This is a genomic window from Acidimangrovimonas pyrenivorans, from assembly GCF_042643245.1.
In the GTDB taxonomy this organism is placed as follows: Bacteria; Pseudomonadota; Alphaproteobacteria; order Rhodobacterales; family Rhodobacteraceae; genus Acidimangrovimonas; species Acidimangrovimonas pyrenivorans.
This window is the reverse complement of record NZ_JBHRSK010000021.1, coordinates 14,842-34,329: the sequence shown is the minus strand read 5'-3', so window position 1 is coordinate 34,329 and position 19,488 is coordinate 14,842. Positions and strand designations below refer to the sequence as shown.

Sequence of the window (19,488 nt, the reverse complement as noted above, 5' to 3'; positions counted from 1 at the left end):
ATGGGGCGGGGCCTGGAAATGCAGCCCCCGCACCGTGCCGGCCCGGGCCGAGAAGGAATGGTTGTCCTGCACGAAGTCGAAATCCAGCCCCGCCGCGGCCATCCGCCGCCGGTTCCAGGTCTCGGAGAAGAACCCCCGGCTGTCCCCGAAACGCGCCGGCGTCAGCAGGACGACGCCGGGCAGGGCGGTCTCTTCAATCTCCACCTGACGCTCCTCCGAAGATGCGGGCCATCGGTTCCCGATTACCAAGTCGCCGGAGCCTTGTCACGGTTCCCCTTGCCCGGCCGCGGCAGGATTTCGGCGGTACCCGCTGCCCGCCGTGCCCGCTTGCCGGCGGGCGATCGCCGCGGCATGGGTTGTGGCGCCGCGGCGGCTTTGCGATTCTGCCGCGCAGTCACTTCGGGAATCGTCGCGGACGGGACTGATATCGCGCGCGGAATATGCGATGATCCCGGCGCGGTTGCCCTGTTCAGGCCCCCGGCCGCAAGGAGAGCGAGAGATCGATGCGCATCATTTTCCATGTCGGCATGGGCAAGACCGGCACCAGTTCGGTCCAGCATGCCCTGGCGACGAGCACGGAAAGGCTGGCGGCCCAGAAGGTCGCCTATCTGGGGATGTGGTTTGACGCGATCGACCCCGGCTTCCGGGGCTACGAAGGCCAGGAGAGGTTCTTCACCTCGGATGCGGCGACGATGGAATCCCATGCCGAGCAGTTCTACGACCGGCTCGCGGCCCGGAGCGCGGCCGAGGGGATCGAGACCTTCGTGCTGTCGAACGAAGCCATCTACGGCAACGTCCACAACTTCACCCCGTTCCTGCGGCGGCTGCAGGCGAAGCCGGATGTCGCGTTGCAGATCGTCGCCTATATCCGCAACCCCTATGCCTGGCTGCCCTCGGCCTATGCCCAGTGGGGCATCCGCCACAAGCAGCAGCCCGGCTCGATCCAGCCCTATGGCCAGCGCGCCCGCGACCTACTCGGCATCTATTCCGGCTTTCGCGCCTGGGCCGAGAATTTCGGCGACTGCCTGGCGGTGCGCCGGCACGACAAGGGCATCGACGTCCTCGCCGACTTTGCCGAGACCACGGGGCTGGCGCTCGAGAGCATGGGCAAGCGGCAGCTGGAACGCGCCGAGCCGGCGGAAACCCTGCTGCGCGCGCTCTTCAACAACCGCTTCGAGGAGCCGGTCCTGCCCGAACGGTTCGAGCGCGTCGTCGTCGACACGAGCCTCTGCCCGGTGCCGTCCCTGCACGACATGACCGAATTCTGCTTCCGCCACGACGAGACCGCCGAGATCATCGACGAGCAGCGCCCGCTCTTCGAGTTCATCCGCGACCGGCTCGGCATCGACTACCTGTCCGAGACGCCGGCGCCCGCGCCGCCGCCGGACGAGGCCGAGATCCAGCGCCGCATGATCGACTACCTGGTCGAGATCACGCTGAACCAGGCCCAGCGGCTGAAACGGCTCGAACGGCAGATCAAGGATCTGCGCGACGCTCAGTAGGACAGCCGGCGCAGCATCTCCAGGCGGCGCACCAGCCGGGTCCGGGGCGCGTCGGCCGAGTTTTCCAGCTCCGTCGCCAGCAATTCCTCCAGCGCGGGCAGGTTCTCCTCGGCCACGGCAAGCAGGTCGTCCTCCGAGGCGATCTGGCGGCCGCCGGTGCCGGGCGTGTCGAGAAGCGGCGCGTCCAGCCGCGCCTCCATCCAGTCGAGATCGGCGCGGTTGGCCTCGACCATCGGATCGGTCAGCGCCGGGGCGAAAACGAGCTTCTGCTCGCCGATCCGCGACAGCAACCGGATGAAACGGTTGTTCGCTGTATGGGCGCCCTCGAAGCCCCGGACGAAACCCTCTCCCAGCCGCCGCTGCGCGAACAGCAGCGCCACCGCCTCGAGGCTGAGGCTGTCATTGGCCCGGACGATGCGGTCCTTGGGCAGCTCGGCCCCCACCGCCGCCGCGAAATCCGTCACCACATCGCCGCCGACAAGGCTGTCCTTGCCGAACTTGCGGAACCGCACCCGGTCCGCGCCGAATACCCGCTCGAGCTTCTCGAACCGGCCGCGGTAGTTCGGCCACAGCCGCCGCGGCTCCAGCACGTCCAGCCCGCCGCCCTTGACCATCTGCTGAAAGCCGCTCTGCATGTAGGAGATCGGCGGCCGGACATAGGCGATCACCTCGATCTCGTCGTAATACTCCGCGAAGAAATCCCGCATCGCGGCAACCGCGCCCTCGTAGCGGCCGGAGATGTCCTCGGCCGAGAATACCTGGGTCGCGCCGCGGTTCTCCTCGATGAAGGCGATCAGCTTGTCGCGCCATTGCGCGCGCTCGGCCAGCAGCTGCTGGCGCGGCTCGGCATTGCCGGAGAACCTGTGATAGCTCTCTACCGGCTCGTGGAACAGAAGCGCGAACAGGGGCGAGTGGTTCGGCGTCTTCCAGTCGAAATAGCAATAGCCCTCGGGCTTGAACCCGGAGAATGTCTGCTGGATCGAACTCGAGCCGGTCTTGTGCATTCCAGCATGAATTATGAGCTTCATTCGAAAGGGCCCGGATCGGTTTTTCTGCCCGCCGTTCTACCATGTTTGAACCGGCAGGCCAGTGATCTCTTCGCCCGCAGCGGCGGTTTCCGCCGCTCGCGACGGGGATCGCGCCCGGCGCCGCCCGGACAGGAAAAGGCCCTGCTCCGCGTCGTGGCGAAACAGGGCCTTTCAGGCTCTCCGGGCGGCGCGAACGCCGCCCGGAACGGGTCCGGTCACAGGATGGCCAGATCGTTTTCGAGGCCGCTGACGTCGTCGAGGCCCGACAGCAGCAGCGTGTTGCCGCCGCCGAAGTCGAACAGGACGCCCGGCGCCGTCGTGGTCGCGAATTGCGACACGACCTCGGTGGTGCTCAGCGTGCCGGTCCACAGCGCGCTGTCGAGGGCGATCTCGTCGACACCGGTTTCGAAATCGACGATCCGGTCGCTGCCGAGGGCGAAGACGAACGTGTCAGCCCCGGCGCCGCCGAACATCGTGTCGTTGCCGGCACCGCCGTCGAGCATGTCCGTGCCGCCGCCACCGAAGATCTGGTCGTTGCCAAGCCGGCCATAGATCGTATCGTCGTTTTCCTGGCCGCGGAACACGTCGTCGCCGGCACCGCCCTGGATGGTGTCGTTGCCGACGCCGGCCCAGACCGTGTCATTCCCCTGCGGCCCGTCCTGATCGTTGTCGAGATACAGGTCGTTGCCGCCGTTGAGGTAGACAAGGTCAGCGCCGAGCCCGCCATCGACCACGTCATTGCCGAGACCGGCAGTGATCATGTCGACATGGGTGCCACCGTAGATGGTGTCGTTGCCGGTGCCGCCGTCGATGGAGTCGACATTGGCGCCGCCATAGATCACGTCGTCGCCAGCACCGCCGGCGATGGTATCGTCGCCGGTCACGCCGTGCAGCTCGTCGTTGCCGCCGCCGCCGATCAGCGAGTCGTTGCCGTCGCCGCCCCAGACCGTGTCGTTGCCAAGCGGCCCGTCCTGGTCGTTGTCGATGAAAGTGTCGTCGCCATCGTGCAGCGCGATCACGTCGGTCCCGTTGCCGCCATCGGCCGTGTCGTTACCGGCACCGCCATAGATCATGTCGGCATGGTCACCGCCGAGGATCAAGTCGTCCCCGACGCTGCCGTAAAGGGTATCGGAACCGTAGCCACCGTCGATGGTGTCGTTGCCGTCATAGCCGTAGATCACGTCGTTCTGGCCGTGGCCGACGAACAGGTCGTCGCCGCCGCCACCATAGATGGTGTCGTTGCCAGGACCGGCATAGACGGTGTCGTTGCCCGTCGGCGCGCCTTCCGCGTGGTCGCGGTAGACGTCGTCGCCATAGCCGAGATAGGCAAGGTCGGCCCCGTTGCCACCGATGACGGTATCGTCGCCATCCGCGCCGTACAGGGTGTCGTTGTCATCCCCGCCATAGACCAGATCGTCGCCGCTGCCGGCCGCGATCGTGTCTTCGCCGGCGCCACCGTAGATCGTATCCGAGGCGTCGAAGGCATAGACGAGGTCGTTCCCTTCCAGGGCATAGATCGTGTTGAGGTAATCATCGCCCCTCAGGGTGTCGTCGCCCGGGGTGCCGTAGATCGTGGTCATCGGCATCGAGAACTGGCTCAACAGCTGGAAGTCGGTGAGGTCGAGCGCCTCGGTCACACCCTCCAGGGTCGCGATCTGGTAACCGTCCAGCGCGATCTGCAGGTCGCCGCCAACCACGGTCTGAACGATGTGGTTGTCGAACGTGGCTTCCGAGACACCGAGACTGAACAGACCCAGCATGTCCTGGCCGACCTGGAAGTCGGTGACGAGGCTGTTGATGACGCTCGGGCTGTCCGGCGCCCCGTAGGAGAGCACGAACAGGTCGTCGCCAGCAGCGCCGGTCAGGGTGTTGCCGCCCTGTCCGACCAGCACGTCGTCGCCGGCACCGCCGGTCACGGTCTCACCGACAGCGGCGATCGGCAGCTGTTCGTAGTTCAGCCGCAGGTCGGTGCTGTAGATGTTCACCGGCTTGATATCGCCCTTGATGTAGAAGGCGACGTCGAAGTTCTCGGTCAGGTTCAGGCCGTTGATCGTGGTCGTGCCGGTGCCGTTCTGCCAACCCGCGCTCGTGGTGAGCGGCGAGATGGTTTCCCAGTCCAGCAGGTTGATCACGGTCTGCGTCCGCGCGCCGACTTCATACTTCAGCTCGTCGGATTTCGGCGGCGGCTCGGCGCTCGGATCCTGCGGGATCTCGACGCCGGGCAGGTCCTGCCCGTACTTGTTCGATTTCAGCCGCCACCGCGGGCCGACGTCGTAGCTGTCGCCGTCGAGGGTGGGTTCGAACGGGTCACGGTCCTGGGTGGTGTACCAGGCGGCCGTGTAACCCTCGGCCAGGTCCTCGGACATCGCGCCGATCTGATCGAGCAGCGTGCCCTGAACCGCGGTCGCAAGGGCCGGGTCCTTCAGCACGGTGCCCGTCGGCAGGAAGGTGCCGTCGCCGGTGTAGAAGTCCGCCGTCGTCACCCAGCGCCCGGCATCGTCGACCGTGTAGGTCGGCAGCCGGCCGGTCGCGGCCTCGTTCTCGTAGTCCTCGGGCCGGATCTGGTCGTTCGGGTTGTTGGTGATGTCATGGTCGACCACCAACTCGGCCCCGGTGATCCGGTAGAGCGGCAGCAGGTTCGTGTCCTGATCCTCGGTCGCCCATTCGTCGGGCAGATCGAGCGAGGCTTCGACACGGACGTCGACCGGCCGCTTGACCAGGTTGCCCCAACGATAGAGCAGCTTGCCGTCGTCCTTCAGCGTCACCGAGTAGTCGCTGCTGACAGCGATGTCCTGGGTGATCGTCGATTCGTTGGGCGCGAGCACGTCGCGGATATCCGTGACGCCGTCGCCATTGACGTCGCCGACGATCGGCAGGATGTCCTGGACATGCTGCCCGTCATAGGCGCCGCCGATCATGACCAGGTCGTCATCGAGCGGATAGAGCGCGGTCGGATCGCCCGGATAACGCTGATCGGACAGGATGCTCTGCATCACCGAGTAGTGCTCGGTCGAGGCCTTCACGGCGGTCCCGCCCATCCCGACCAGCCAGGTGCCCAGCAGCGCCGGGGTGTTGAAGGTGTCGGTCGGCGAATCCGAGACGGTCAGGCCAAGCTGGTTGCCGTCGGCATCGGTCATATCACCGACCCAACCTTCCTCGTATTCCGGATCGAGCGTGAAGTCGCGATCCTCGGCCCCTTCGAAGTCGGTGACGTTGAAGGCGAATTCACTGTTGATCGGATAGAGCTCGACACCGTCCTTGGTAACCTGCGGATCGGCGCTGAAGTCGACCACCGGCGGATCGCCGGGCTGGACATCGCCCTGGGTCAGGCCATCGTAGGTCCCGGTCACGTCATCCGTGCTGAACACGTGATGCGAGGTGAAGTCGGGATCGGTGGTCGTCACCGGCTGGTCGATATCCGGCGGGATATCCTGCTTGTTGTCGCCGGTATTGGTGCCTTCCAGCACCGGGATGTGATCGACCGGGGTGATGTTGAAGACGTCACCGTCCGAAGCGGCGGCGTAATCGTAGCCCGTCACCGTGGTCGGATCGCCGTCATACTCCAGCACGAGTTGCATGTTGTAGTATTTCGCCGAATCCTGACGGTCGCCCTTCAGGTAGATCGCGGTGTCGAAGAAGTCCGCCGTCAGCGATTGACCGTTCGGGGTCACGGCGCTGAAGATCGCACCCGTCGGCACGGCGTCGCCCGCTCCGAGCGTGCCGTTGACCAGGGTCCAGCCCTCATCGATCAGGCCGTCGCCGTCCAGGTCCATCCGGGTCGGATCGATCATCGTCCAGCCGGTCGAGAAGGCCAGCGGCGAGTCGTCCTGGATCCCGTTGCCGTTGGTGTCTTCCCAGTCGAGCAGGTTGATCGTGGTCGTCGTCAGCTCGCCCACTTCATAGCGGATGTTGTCCTTCTGATAAGGCGGCTGGCTGTTCGGCTCGAGCGGGATTTCGACGCCGGGAATGTCCTGACCGAACTTGTTGGCGGTGATCCGCCAGCGCGGCCCCGAGACCAGATCGTCATCGGTATAGCCCGCGTCTTCCGCCAGCTCGCGGCTGCGGAAGCCTTCGTAGACCTGGCGATAGGGATCGTCGGAGTACTTGTCGTAGGACCATTCGAACGGATCGCGGTCGGTGGTCGTGTACCAGGCATTGGTGAAGCCGCCATCAAGGTCGGCCGCTTCGAACACCAGGTTGGCGGCATCGTTGCGCGGGATCAGCGACAGGTCGCGGAACACCGTGCCGATTTCATTGCCGTCGCCATCGACATTGCGATAGCCCAGCAGGGTGCTGCCGTCAGCCGCATAGACGGCGGTGCCGCCGGCGGTCATGTCGATCTCGCCGGTATCCGTCATCTTGAAGTAGCTGGGCAGGGCCGTGCCGCTGCCGTCATAGCTGTCGACCGGCGACACCCAGAGGGTGTTGGTCGGGTCGTTCGGATCGGTCACGACATAATAGGACGGGCCACGCCCGGTCGCGTCCTCGTTCTCGTAATCCTCGGGCCGGACCTGGTCGTTCGGGTTGTTGGTAATGTCATGGACGATCACCAGTTCGGCCCGCGTGACGTGATAGCCCAGGCCGCCGTTCAGCTCCTGGACGTCCGCCGTGCCGTCATTGTCGAGGTCGGCGTCGTTCTTCCACTCGTCCGGCAGGTCGAGCTTGACGTCGAGCCGGATGTCGTTCGGCCGCTTGACCTCGGTGCCCCAGCGATAGAGCAGCTTGCCGTCGTCCTTCAGCGTCACCGAATAGTCGTCGCTATAGGCGATGTTCTCGCCCGTCGTGCTTTCGTTCGGCGTCAGCACGTCGCGGATATCGGTGGTGCCGTCCCCGTTGACGTCGCCCACGATCGGCAGCACGTCGGCGACGTACTGGCCGTCATAGGTGCCGCCGCGGATGATCAGGTCGTTGTCCAGCGGATAGGTCGCGCTGCCGTCGTCCGGCACTTCCTGGTCGGACAGCAGCTGGGCCATGACCGTGTAGTGCTCGGTCGAGGCCTTCACCGAGTTGCCGCCCAGGCCCGCGGCCCAGGTCCCGAAGGGCTGGCCCGACTTGAACGTGTCGGTCTGGGCATTGACCATCGCCAGGCCGACCGAGCTGTCGGCAATGCCGTCGCCGTTCAGGTCGCCCTTGATGTTCCCGGCCCAGCCTTCGGCGTAGTCATAGTCGTGGACCTTGTCGATCGCCGGCAGGAAGTCGGAGACGTAGAAGCCGAACTCGCTGTCGATCGGCGACATCACGGTGCCCATCTTGTCGGTCAGCGTCGCCACCTCGGAGGTGCCGCCGAGGGCGATGATCGTCGGATCGTCGGCATAGGTGACACCGTCATAACCGCCGATGATGTCGTTGATCGAGAAGGTGTGCACGCCCGAGGCGTGGGTCACGGCGACAGGTGCGGGCACCGCCTGTTCGATCGCCGTGCTCTGGCCGTCCAGCACCGCCGTGGCGCTGTCATCCTCGGCCTTGAGCGCGGCCAGCAACGTGTCCGACAGGTCTTCGCCGGCAACCAGGCGGGCAAAGATGTTGCCCTCGTCACCGGCGGAATCGACGCCTTCGTTCAGGATCGTGTCGATCGCGTGGCCGTATTCCTCGATCACCACGCCGGCAATCACCTCCGGCGTCTGGGTGGCGAGAAAAGCACCCGAAAGGAAAATCTTGTTGAGCTCGGCGGAATAGGCGCCCTGCGCCCCGCCGATCTCGGTTTCATCGACGATTTCGATCGCCGGCAGGTTGAAGGTTCCGTCGAGCCACGATTGACGAAGGTCGTCAAGCTGCAGCGCGGAAAGCCGGTCACCGAAAGCCGTTTCCATGCGCGCCAGGAAGTCATCGCTGGCGGCAAAACGTCCGAGCTCCTCGGAGACGTGACTCAACACTTCGTCCGAGAGACCGGTCGTGTTCGTGAAAGAGATAATGTCCTTGGCCATTTTCAGTCTCTCTGTTTTCAAATTCTGCTCGCTGAAGAGTCGGCTCGACTCCCCGTTTCTGAAACGACTATTCACATAACTGTGAGGCCCTTCATTGATCTCCGTCAACCGAGACATCTTAACAGATGAATTTTTGCATTTGAGCGCCCGGCGGCGGATTCCCGCTGCGGCGTGCGAAAATTTTTTCATTGTATATTAGAAGCTTACCAGACACTCGCCGAATGGATCGGGTTTGGAAACAATTCGTTGCCGATCCTGTGCGGCGATCCGCCGCATCACTGTTGATCGCCGCCCGCCCGGCGCGCCGCGGCGCCCATCAGCGGAGTTTGCTCCGCCCCCTTCACGTCGCCGTGATGCCTGCGGGGCCGGCACGAGACGCCCCTGGCGCCGGCCCCGGCCGCGCGCGACATCCGAAACGCCTGCCCCCGCTCCGCCGCGCCGCTCCGCCAGCCGCGCCCGGCCGCCGCGCCGCCACAATCGCGCTTGGCGCGAATCGTTCTCCCGGGCGCCGCCGGGCGCGCGCGTCCAGTTGCCGCCCCCACCCCGTTGCTGTCGCGCCGGCCGGGCGCATCTGCTAGCATCGGCGGGACGGGCCCGGCCCGCCTCCTCCGGGCGCGGGATGGATCAGCAGGGGAAACACGCATGACGGAAGTCGAAACGACTTTTCGCAATCTGCTGGGGCTGCGGAAAGCCGACACCAACTACGTCGTCAACTTCTCCGCGCGGTTCCGCTACATCTATGTCGAAACCCCGAAGGCGGCCTGCTCTACGATCAAGCGCAGCCTGCAATTCGCCGAGGCCGGCGGCGATGCCGCGCGCCTGCCGGACAACGTGCACGACCGCGATCACTCTCCCATCCAGCAGATCCGAAACGATCCGCGGACGTTCCGGATCCTGCTCGACGACCCGCGGGTGATCCGCTTCTGCTTCGTCCGCAACCCCTTCACCCGCGCCCTCTCCTGCTATCTCGACAAGTTCGTGCAGGAGACGGATGCGGAGCAGCGCCGCTATTTCCACAACGAGCTGGGCATCGCCAACAGACGGCAGCTGAGCTTTCGCGATTACCTGCTGGCCGTGAAGGACCAGCCGGACGCCCAGAGAAACATCCACTGGATGTCGCAGAGCTTCCTGCTCCAGCCGCGCAGCATGGCCTATGACTTCATCGGCCGGTTCGAGCATCTGCAGGCCGATCTCGACCGCCTGTTCACCCGGCTCGGCCTGCCCCGGGACGCCCTGCAGACCGAGATCACCCATGCGACCTCGGCCGGCGACAAGATCAAGGCGCATTACGGCGACGCGGAACTCGACCTCGTGCGCGAACTCTACGAGGAGGATTTCAACAGCTTCGGCTACGGCTGGTCGCCCAGGGTTCTCTAGGCTGCTATCGAAGGACCGTTGCCGCCGCTTTCCCGTTCCGACTCCCCGTGCCGATGACAGAGAGTACCCCGATGACCACCCGCATCACGATGACGCTTCTCGTCCGCGACGAGCAGGACATCCTCGCCCAGAACATCCGCTTTCACGGCGCGATGGGCGTCGACAGCTTCATCGTCATGGACAACCTGTCCACCGACGGCACCCGCGAGCTGATCGCCGAGCTGGCGCGGGAATTCACCATCGACTACCTGCACCAGCCCGACGACACCTACGACCAGCAGGCCTGGGTGACCGAGATGGCCCGCAAGGCCGCCACCGACCATGGCGCCGACTGGGTGATCAACAGCGACGCCGACGAATTCTGGGTCCCCGAGACCGGCGACCTGAAGACGCTGCTGTCGGGCCTCTCGGCGGAAACCGGCATCCTCGAGGTGCGCCGGCACAATGCCGTCGTCATTTGCGGCGACGCGCCCAAGGGCACCGGCACGGCCCATCCCTGCACCTCCACCGTGTTCGAGACGGAAAGCAAGACCAACCTCGGCACGCCGCTGCTGACCAAGGTGCTGCATCGGGCAGCGGCGACGGTCGAGGTCGAGCAGGGCAACCACGCCGTCAGCGGCGTGCCCGGCAGCGAGGAGGCGGCGGGCGCGCGGCTGCGCATCCTGCACTACCCCTATCGGACGCTGGAGCACTACAAGGCCAAGATCGCCGCCGGCGGCAGGGCCTACGCCGCCAATACCCGCATGCCGAAGGGGGTCGGCGCGACCTGGCGCGCCCACTACGCGGGGCTCGAGGATGGCACCGTCGACCGGTTCTGGCACGATCTGGCCCAGTTCGACGAAGACGTCACCTTCGGCCTGCTCTCGCACCGGTTCTTCCGCGACGAGACGGTCGTCCGCTTCTTCCGCGAGATGCGGCACTGGCAAGACCGGATGACGCTCCAGGCCGCGGCGGAAGAGCTGCTGGCACGGACACGGGGAGAGGTCGAGACCGTCGTCAAGACCAGCATCGGCCTGCTCGAAAGGGTTCCGCCCGAGCTGCGCCCGAACCGGCCCGCCTATTACCACCTCCAATTCACGGTGAACGGCGGCCAGTCGCAGCTGCGCTGGCTCGCCTCCCTGCCCGACCGCGCCAGCCCCGAAGAGCTCTGCGCCGATTTCGCCGCGCTGCGCGACGCCTTCTCCCTGTTCCCGCGCAACCGCCATATCAAGAGCTTCCTGACCACGCTGCTCCAGGTCGCCCACCCGGAGGACAGCGCCCGCCTGCGGGCCGATTGCGCCGGCAGGACGGTCATCCTGCATGCCAGCTGCCTGCCGCGCCTCGACGCGACCGCGGAGTCGGTGGCCAGCTTCGATGCCTTGGGCGGTGACGTCCATCACATCATCCTGCATGGCGAGAACAGCGCCCATGGCGAGGCCGAGACCGGCCTGTCCTTCGGCTATGACGGCCGCTTCCTCAAGGTGCCCACGCCCGACATCTACGAAAGCCTGCACCGCAAGCTGTTCTACGCCTACATGCTGTTCGACCTGCTCGCCCCGCCCCGGCTGCTGGTCAAGATCGACGACGACATGATCCTGCAAAACCCCGGCAAGTTCCGCGCCTGCCTCGACAGGGTGATCGCCGAACAGGCCGACTATGCCGGCCGGCGCGTCGGGGCAGAGCGGCATGAGAGCCAGTGGCACGGCTGGCATATCGGGAAATGCGCCGATCCGGTCATCGACAGCCGCGGCTACCAGTATCCCCTGCCCCGGGATTACGCCGCGGGCGGCTACGGCTACGTGCTCGCGCCCCGCGGCCTCGCGGCCTGCAGCTACATGTATCTCGCGATGAAGGAGTTCTTCGCCATGCCGGTGGTCGGGCTCGAGGATGCCTGCGTCGGTCACGCCACCCATGCGACGGGCATCGACCTGCTCGACATCTCGATCGGAGAGGACACCCTCGCCTTCCCCGGCCTCGACACCAAGGGGCGGCGCAGGATCCTCGGCACGACGCAGGGATCGCGTTCGAGCGATCGTTCCCGGGCCGGTTGACGCCGCGCCCTACGGCTCGGCCCGCGGAGCTTGCAGGCACGCCGCGGATGGCAGGAAGGTATTGCCCGCACTGGCCCCGATTGCGATCCCGCCCACCAGCGCCGTGAGGATCATCGCGAGAACATACTTACCGTCGAACATGCAAACTCCTGCAGAAATCACTAACAAACAGGGACCGGCGCCCACGATCTGCCGGAGACCCGGCGCGATCCCCTTAGGGTGAGCTTACGCTGCCCGCTTCAACCCGGACAATACGTGCGCCGCTCCGGCAAGGGAAGTCCTTGGCCCTCCTGCTGTCGCTTTTTCCGCCGCGATCCGCCGCCGCCACGTCTGCCTCTCCAGCCCCGCCCCCTGCCCTGCCCCTACCCTGGCCTGCCTTGGGCTGCCCTGGGCTCAGATCCGGGTGCGCCAGAGCCTGAATCGGCTCTGCCCGGTCAGCTCGGCGACGAGGCCCCGGTCGCGCAGCAGGGCCAGGTTGCGCTCGGCGGCCGAGCGCGAGCAGCCGGCCTCGACCGCCGCCGCTGCCGCCGAGACCAGCGGCGCGGCGGCAAGCGCATCGAGCAGCCGCGGCACCGTCCGGCCCTGCAGGTCGGCGGTCCGCGCCGCCGCCCGGGCGCGCCAGGCGCTGACCCGCTCGCAGCTCAGCAGCGCGGCCAGGCAGCCGCGCTCGACGCCGCCATACCAGGCCCGCAGCCGCTCCGCCGCCGGCCCGCCGGCGCGATGCGCCCCGCCGCCGGCCAGGGCGACCGGCACGAAGGGCAGGACGCGGGCCTCCTCGGCCCCGATCAGCGCCGCGGTGGTGCCGCTCTCGACCATGTCCTCCGGCAGCGACAGGCCGAGGCCGCGCCACAGGTGATGGGCAAAGCCGGCGCGGGTCAGCGGATGGGCGTCCAGCGCCGACAGCCCCGCCTCCCAGGCCTCGGCCGCCAGTGCCAACTCGATGCCGCCGGGCCGCGGTGCCAGCTCTCCCAGCGCCGGGTTAGAGACGGTTTGCAGGCCGAGGAAGGCGCCCAGCCCGCCCGGCGCCGTCGCCAGCGCGGCCAGCAGCCGGCGCTCGGCCCAGGCCGCCGCCCGCAGCCGCCTCGTATCCTCCTCGGTCCCGGACCCGCGCTGCGCCACGGCCAGCGCCAGCGCCCCGGCGGGCAGCCGGTCGCCCGAGGCCCGGACCAGCGCCTCGGCCTCCTCCAGCGCCAGCCGCCGGATCAGCCCGGTGGCGCCGGGACTGCAGCGCAGCCGCTCGTCGAGCCGGGCCAGCGCGACGGCGGCCCGAACCAGCCCCGCGCCGGCCTCGGCCGCCGCCCAGTCCGCCACGTCGACCGCGACCGGCCGCTCGACCCGCGGCCCGGGCATCTGCCACGCCTCCCCCTCCGGCGGCGGCGGCAGGAACCAGGGCTCGTCTGCCGGCGCGGTATCATAGGGCGACGGCAGCGACAGGCCGTCGTTGAAATCTTGTTCCGAATCAGTGGGTGAGGATGTCATATCGGCAATCTAGTCCCATTTTGCCGATTACCGAAGCCTTTCCTGAACACCGCCATTACTTCCGATAAGGTCCAGTTATCGTGTCTCTTGATCTGAGCCCCGATCCCGGCCATTCTGACCCGCATGGAGCCCTCCGCGATCCCGCGCCCTGCCTTGCCCGCCGCCCTCTCGCAAGCCGACGAGGCGGCGCTGACCGATCTCTACCGGCGCGGCACCCCGGCCAACACGCTGCGCGCCTACGAGCGCGACCTGGTCTATATCGCGGCCTGGAAAACCGCCGCCTTCGGCAGCGCCCTGGCCTGGCCCGAAAGCGAGGCGGTCGCGCTGCGCTTCCTGCTCGACCATGCCCGCGACCTGGCCGTTGCCGAACCCGAGGATCCCGCCGTTCAGGTCGCACAGAGACTGATCCAGGCCGGGTTGCGGCGCTCGCTGGCCTGCCCGGCGCCGGCGACGCTCGACCGCCGCATCGCCTCCTGGCGCGCCTTCCACCGCATGCGCAACCTCGCCTCGCCCTTCGAGGCGCCCGGGATCGCCCAGGCCCGGGCCAAGGCACGCCGCGCCGCCGCCCGGCCGCCTGCCCCGAAATCGGCCAACCCGATCACGCGCCCGGTGCTGGAGCAGATGCTGGCAAGCTGCGACGCCTCCCTGCGCGGCCGCCGCGACCGGGCGCTCTTGATGCTGGGCTGGGCCAGCGGCGGCCGCCGCCGGTCCGAGATCGCCGGGCTGATGCGGGCCGACGTCACATTGGACGACTTCCAGACCGACCGCCTGGTCTGGCTCCAGCTGGTCGAGACCAAGACCACGCTCAAGGGCAAGACCCCCAAGCTGGTGCTCAAGGGCCGCGCCGCCGCGGCGCTGGTCGACTGGATCGCGGCCGCCGGGATCGAGGACGGGCCGCTGTTCCGCCCGATCAGCCGCGCCGACCGGCCCCTGCCCCGCCGGCTCTCGCCCGACGGCGTCGCGCAGATCGTCAAGCGCCGGCTGACCCTCGCCGGCCTGCCCGCCGACCATGCCAGCCCGCACGGCCTCCGCTCGGGCTTCCTGACCCAGGCCGCGCTCGACGGCGCGCCGATCCAGGCCGCGATGCGGCTCTCGCTGCACCGCTCGCTGGCCCAGGCGCAGCGCTATTACGACGATGTCGAGATCACCGGGAACCCGGCGACGAACCTGCTCGACTGACCTTCCCCGCGGGGAAGGTCAGTCGAGCTGATCCAGCATCTGCCGCACCGCCTGTTCCAGCCGCCGCCGGTCGATCATCGAGAAATCGCGGTCGAGACGCACCTCCAGCCGGCCATTGGCGGCAGTGCATTTGGCCCGGCCCTCGCGGCGGTCGATCTGGAAGCTGGTCCTGGCCTTGCCGGTCACCGCCGGCTTCGGCGCCGCCGGCGCCGGGCGCGGTTCGGGCTCCGCCCCCCCTGCCCCGAGCCCGGCGACCCGGCGCAGCGCCTCGATCTCGTCGCCGGCCGACCGGTTGTCCCAGCCCGACAGTTCGGCCCGGATCGCCTCGACCAGCCCCGGCTCGGCCTCGAGCTTCGTCACCAGCGCCAGCCCCAAGGCGCGCGGGATCGCCGGCGCGTGCTGCAGCAGCGGGCCGAGGCGGTCGAGCAGCTTGATGAAGTTGCGGATGTAGCTGCGCTTCTGGTAGCCGGCCGACTTGAACAGCAGCGCCACCACCTTCTCGGGGTCGCTCTCTGCCGTCTGCGGATCGGCGGCATAGTCGAGCGCCAGCTGCGCCATCTCGGCGAAAGAAATGTCCTTGCGCACCAGGTTCTCGTCGACCATCAGCCGGTAGAGCCCTTCCAGCTCGACCCCCGGCTCGGCCACGGCGGCGGGGATCGCGCCCCAGCGTTCCGCGTCGCCGGTCTCTTCCAGCAGCGCGCGGTAGGCGCCGAGACGGCGATAGCCCTGGATCAGCTCGAAACGGCCGTCGGGCCGGGTCTCCAGCCGGATCGGGTTCGACAGCCCGATGGTGCGGATCGACTCGGTCAGCTCGGCCAGCTCCGGGTCCGGCCCCTTGGCGCGGTCGCGGGTCAGCTTGTAGGTCTCGATCGCGTCGAGCGGCACCAGCTCCATCACCAGCCCGAGCTTCTTGAGCCGGACATGCTCATGCGCCAGCGCGTCGTTCTCCTGCCGGATCCGCGCCTCCAGCTCCTGCCGCTCGCGCGCCGACTGGACCGTCTCGGAGATCGCGGTCGCCATTGGGCCGCGGCGGCTGCGCTCCTCCTTCCCCGCGGGGAAGGTTTCGGGCGCCGGTTCCGCCGGGGCCGGCGCGGGCCCGGCCGTCTCCTCGGGCATCTCGATCTCGAACATGCGACGTTTGCGTGCCATCGGCCCCTCCTCAGATCTTGTCCCAAGCGGCGATGACATCCGCCTTGAAGTCGTCATAGGCGCGGTCGAAGCTCGCCCGCGCCCGGCGCCAGGTCTCGCGCGTCATCTCGCGATAGTCGATCTCGTAGACCGAGCTGAGGAAGCGGCCGGACTGCTCGACGGCGCGCGTCATCTCGATCGGGTTCTCGGCCACATGATCGCCGAAAACCTTGCGGAAGGCTTGGAACATCGCGCGGTGGAGGTCGTTGCCGGGCTCGTAGCGGGTCATCAGGAAGCGGATGTCGGTGAAGGCCTTGGGCAGCGAGATCTTCCCCGCGGGGAAGGTGCCGTCGAAGCCGTGCGCCAGATCCTCCAGCGCCTCGGCGAGCTGGCCGATGAACGAGGTCGTACTGTCGTATTCCCAGTAGCCGGGGCCCGAGGGGATGTAGAGCATGTCGGCGGCGAAGACCGCGTTCATCGACTGGTAGCCGATCGCCGGCGGGCAGTCGAACAGGATCAGGTCGTAGTCGTCGTCGGCAAGGCCGTCGAGGTAGCGCGAGACGGCGGCGAAGAAGGACCATTCCGGGTTGAGGTGGCGGTACTGGGCGGAGGCGAACTCGACGAAGGCGGCGTTGGCGCAGCTCGGGATGATGTCGATGGTCGACCACGCGGTCGGCTTGATGAAGTCCTGGTGGCGCAGCTCGGCCAGGCCGAGGTCGCGGATCGAGGACGGCAGCTTGCGCTGGGGCAGGGCGGTGCCCGAGGCGGCGCCGGTCGCGACCGAGTTCATCCGGTCGGTCTCGCGGATCAGGTCACGGGCCATGATGCCCCAGACGGTGTAGTCCTCGGCGACGTCGGTCAGGCCCATGGAATGGGACAGGGTGGCCTGCGGGTCGAAATCGACCACCAGCACCCGGTAGCCGTCGAGCGCGGCGGCATGGGCGAGGTGCAGCGCGACGGTCGACTTGCCGGCGCCGCCCTTGAAGTTGGCAACGGCGACGCGGAAGGCGCGCTTGTCGGCCGGGCGCGGCGGCATCAGCGACTTGCGGTTGATCTTCATCCGCCGCCGCAGCTCGTTGATCTCGTCGAGGCTGAACCAGCGCTGGCGGCCGTCGGGTTCGACTTCCCCGCCGGGAAGGGCCGGGTCGGCGGCGAGCCGGCCGCGGAAGGTCGACTGGTTGATGCGGAAGATCAGCTCGGAGACCTCCCAGGACGAGAAGCGGCGCAGCACCTTGGTGCTTTCCGGCGAGAAGGTCTGCTGCCGGATCCAGCTCTGCATCTTCAGAGATTGGCCCTGGAGCCGGGCGAGGTCTTCATGGGTGTACATGTTTCTACCTGTAGAACGTAAATTCCTGCCTGAAACTGAAATACGCCGAATTTGCCAAAAAAGCAAAAGTGAAGTTAGATGGAGACGGAACCTTCCCCGCGGGGAAGATTGCCTGCGGTTCCAAGGGGCCGCGCCCGAATCGGTCGCCGGCCGCCGGTGAGAGCCAGAAGAGGGCAGGGGGGCGAGATATTGGGGGACAGCCCACCGCTTCCCGCCGCATATTGGGGGACAAAAGCGGGCTATTGCGGGACAACCTGAGAGTCCCCCAATACCAGAGAACCTTTCTTTCTTCGAAAGGAATGGGGTTCGGAAGAGGAGCTGAAATCCCGGCCGCTTGACAGAATCGGAAATCTGGACGCTAATGCCGACAGTGAAGGAAAAAGCGTTGAAACAGGGCGCTTTCCGATAAGCAGGGCCGCCAAGGTCCGCAGGATCGAGGCAAGGGGCGGACCGCGGCAGGCGGGACCGCTGGACAGGAGACCGGGATGCAGCTCGTCAAGCCCGTGGGCCGCGAGGCCGCCGCGCGCAAATATGACATCCTCAGCGCCTTGATGGCCTACGCCCTGTCGCAGGACAAGCATTGCCAGCGCCGGGTGCTGCGGCTGATGGCGCTGATCACCACCCGCTACAACTGGAAGCGCGACGAACTGGCGATGGGGCAGGAAGAGATCGCGCGGCTGTGGTCGGTCGATACCCGCACCGTCAAGCGCGAGATGGCGCGGCTCAAGGGCCAGGGCTGGCTGGTGCTCAAGCGCCAGGGCGCGCGGGGGCGGGTGAGCGTCTATGGCATCGACCTCGAGAAGATGATGGAGGACACGCGGCCGGCCTGGGTCAATATCGGGCCGGATTTCGTCGCCCGGGTCGATCCGCCTGCGGCGCCGGCGCCGGCCGACAACGTGGTGCCGCTGCGCGCCGCTGCGCCGCCGGTGCAGGACGGGACCCTGTGGGCGCGGGTGCAGGAACGGCTGCATGGCGAGGACGCGGCGCTCTACGGCGCCTGGTTCGGGCCGCTGCAGGAGGCGGGCGTCGAGGATGGCTGCCTGATCCTGCTGGCGCCGAGCCGGTTCCATGCCAGCTATGTCCAGACCCACCTGGCGGCGCGGCTGGTGGCGGCGGTGCAACGGCTCGACCCGTCGCTGCGCGATGTCCGGGTCGAGGCCTGAGCGGCAGGGTTAGAGACGTTTTCGCGCGGTCCCGGACCAGCAGGGCAGGGGCCGAAAAGAGCCGAATCCGGCTGGATCAGGCAATGATTTTCGGATCGCCGCCCATGTCGAGCCCGGGGAAGACGGTGGTTTCGAGCAGGTGCTTGTCGAAACCGTAGAGCCCGCGCATCGCCCAGGCGGCATAGCTGCGCACATCGGCGGTGGGCATCAGGTCGCGGCGTTCGAACAGGTCGGCCTCGGTCAGCCCCGGCCATGTGCCGTAGACCTTGCCGCCGCGCAACGCGCCGCCGGCCATGATCATCGCCCCGCCGGTGCCGTGATCGGTGCCCCGGGTGCCGTTCTCGCGCGCGGTGCGGCCGAATTCGGTCATCGCCAGCACCGTGGTCTTGTCCCAGACCGGGCCGAGCCCGGCGCGCAGGGTGCGCAGCGTCGCCGCGAGGTCGGTCAGCCGGTTGGCCAGCACGCCATGCTGGGCGCGGTGGGTGTCCCAGCCCGAGATCGAGAAGGCGGCGATCCGGGTCTCCTCGCGCAGGCGGGCGGCGGTGAAGGCGGCAAGCTGGGCGCCGCTGCCGGGCCGGGCCTTCTTGCCGGCCATCATGCCGTTCGCCATGCCGCCGGTCATGCTCCCGGTGCCGCCGCCATCGGCGGCTTGCTCGGCCTTCAGCCGGTCGACGATGTCCATCGCCTCGGCGCTGGCATCGCGGAACAGCGGGTCGTCGTGATAGACCGCTTCCAGCAGGGTTCGGCTCTGTTCGCTGAGTTGCAGCCTCGTGTCGGGGGCCCAGCTCATGACGTCGGCCTTGCCCTCGATCACCTTCATCTCGTCGCGGCCGACGGCATAGGCGGTCTGGGCGCTCATCGCCGGCACCGCCTGCAGCATCCGGTTGAGCCAGCCGTCCTTGATCCGCGTGTCGGGGACGTCGAGCCCGGTGCCGGCCTCGAGGATGTCCTGGCCGTCGAAATGGCTGCGCTTGTCGCGATAGGGGGTCGAGACGGCATGGGCGAAGGCCAGTTCGCCCGCCTTCCACATCGGCATCAGCTCGGCCAGCGCCGGGTGCAGGGCGTAGAAGCCGTCGAGCGGCAGCGGCGCGGCAGTGCCGGTCATGTCGGCGCTGCGCAGGCCGGCGTAATTCGGGTCGCCGACCGGGCGGACGACGTCGATCCCGTCCATCGCGCCGCGCAGGATGATGACGACGAGGCGCTCGTCGAACGGGGCGGCGGCGAGGGTGACCGAGGTCATCCACGGGAAAGCGGCGGCGGAACAGCCGATCAGGGCGCTGCCGCGCAGGAACAGCCGGCGCGAGAGCGGCCGGTCGAGAACGGGGCGGGCGGAAGAGGTGGTCATCTCGGG

At 67.7% G+C, this 19,488-nt stretch carries 13 protein-coding genes; 5 read left to right on the top strand and 8 right to left on the bottom strand.

What is annotated here, in order from left to right; all coding sequences use genetic code 11:
* Window positions 1–204: dTDP-4-dehydrorhamnose 3,5-epimerase family protein (locus ACFOES_RS20460; RefSeq protein WP_377835488.1), on the bottom strand; the 204-nt coding region annotated here is incomplete at its 3' end.
* 299 nt (window positions 205–503) lie between these two features.
* Here ACFOES_RS20460 and ACFOES_RS20455 point away from each other — a divergent pair.
* On the top strand, window positions 504–1,502 hold the full coding sequence (locus tag ACFOES_RS20455; protein WP_377835486.1) for a polysaccharide biosynthesis protein: 999 nt from the start codon (window positions 504–506) through the stop codon (window positions 1,500–1,502).
* Here ACFOES_RS20455 and ACFOES_RS20450 read toward each other — a convergent pair.
* On the bottom strand, window positions 1,496–2,506 hold the full coding sequence (locus tag ACFOES_RS20450; protein ID WP_377835484.1) for a hypothetical protein: 1,011 nt from the start codon (window positions 2,504–2,506) through the stop codon (window positions 1,496–1,498). The two genes, ACFOES_RS20455 and ACFOES_RS20450, sit on opposite strands and share 7 nt — an antisense overlap.
* A gap of 239 nt (window positions 2,507–2,745) precedes the next feature.
* Window positions 2,746–8,400: a calcium-binding protein gene (locus ACFOES_RS20445; RefSeq protein ID WP_377835482.1), complete on the bottom strand. Its 5,655-nt coding sequence runs from the start codon at window positions 8,398–8,400 to the stop codon at window positions 2,746–2,748.
* A gap of 696 nt (window positions 8,401–9,096) precedes the next feature.
* Here ACFOES_RS20445 and ACFOES_RS20440 point away from each other — a divergent pair.
* Together ACFOES_RS20440 and ACFOES_RS20435 are read left to right on the top strand one after the other, a co-directional pair.
* Window positions 9,097–9,831, top strand: a complete 735-nt coding sequence (locus ACFOES_RS20440) for a sulfotransferase family protein (protein ID WP_377835480.1) — start codon at window positions 9,097–9,099, stop codon at window positions 9,829–9,831.
* A 53-nt stretch (window positions 9,832–9,884) separates the two neighbouring features.
* The gene (locus ACFOES_RS20435; protein ID WP_377835478.1) at window positions 9,885–11,861 is read left to right on the top strand and encodes a glycosyltransferase family 2 protein; all 1,977 of its coding nucleotides are present in this window, start codon (window positions 9,885–9,887) and stop codon (window positions 11,859–11,861) included.
* Window positions 11,862–11,870: 9 nt separating this feature from the next.
* On the opposite strand, the gene ACFOES_RS20430 is transcribed toward ACFOES_RS20435, so the two are convergent.
* Together ACFOES_RS20430 and ACFOES_RS20425 are read right to left on the bottom strand one after the other, a co-directional pair.
* Entirely contained in the window at window positions 11,871–12,002 is a 132-nt protein-coding gene (locus ACFOES_RS20430) for a hypothetical protein (protein ID WP_377835476.1), read from the bottom strand.
* Window positions 12,003–12,254: 252 nt separating this feature from the next.
* Entirely contained in the window at window positions 12,255–13,340 is a 1,086-nt protein-coding gene (locus ACFOES_RS20425; RefSeq protein ID WP_377835474.1) for a hypothetical protein, read from the bottom strand.
* Between the two features lie 123 nt (window positions 13,341–13,463).
* On the opposite strand from ACFOES_RS20425, the gene ACFOES_RS20420 reads away from it, so the two are divergent.
* On the top strand, window positions 13,464–14,519 hold the full coding sequence (locus ACFOES_RS20420) for a tyrosine-type recombinase/integrase (RefSeq protein WP_377835472.1): 1,056 nt from the start codon (window positions 13,464–13,466) through the stop codon (window positions 14,517–14,519).
* A gap of 18 nt (window positions 14,520–14,537) precedes the next feature.
* On the opposite strand, the gene ACFOES_RS20415 is transcribed toward ACFOES_RS20420, so the two are convergent.
* Entirely contained in the window at window positions 14,538–15,668 is a 1,131-nt protein-coding gene (locus ACFOES_RS20415; RefSeq protein ID WP_377835470.1) for a ParB/RepB/Spo0J family partition protein, read from the bottom strand.
* A gap of 10 nt (window positions 15,669–15,678) precedes the next feature.
* Window positions 15,679–16,974: an AAA family ATPase gene (locus ACFOES_RS20410; RefSeq protein ID WP_377835468.1), complete on the bottom strand. Its 1,296-nt coding sequence runs from the start codon at window positions 16,972–16,974 to the stop codon at window positions 15,679–15,681.
* 485 nt (window positions 16,975–17,459) lie between these two features.
* Here ACFOES_RS20410 and ACFOES_RS20405 point away from each other — a divergent pair, with 485 nt between their 5' ends.
* Window positions 17,460–18,137 carry a DnaA N-terminal domain-containing protein gene (locus ACFOES_RS20405; RefSeq protein WP_377835466.1) on the top strand — a complete coding sequence of 226 codons (678 nt, stop codon included), beginning with the start codon at window positions 17,460–17,462 and terminating at the stop codon, window positions 18,135–18,137.
* A 76-nt stretch (window positions 18,138–18,213) separates the two neighbouring features.
* Here the strand turns inward: ACFOES_RS20405 and ACFOES_RS20400 are convergent, their stop codons facing one another.
* Complete coding sequence (locus tag ACFOES_RS20400; protein ID WP_377835464.1) at window positions 18,214–19,482, bottom strand: DUF1501 domain-containing protein; 1,269 nt, start codon at window positions 19,480–19,482, stop codon at window positions 18,214–18,216.
* Between the last annotated feature and the right edge of the window lie 6 nt (window positions 19,483–19,488).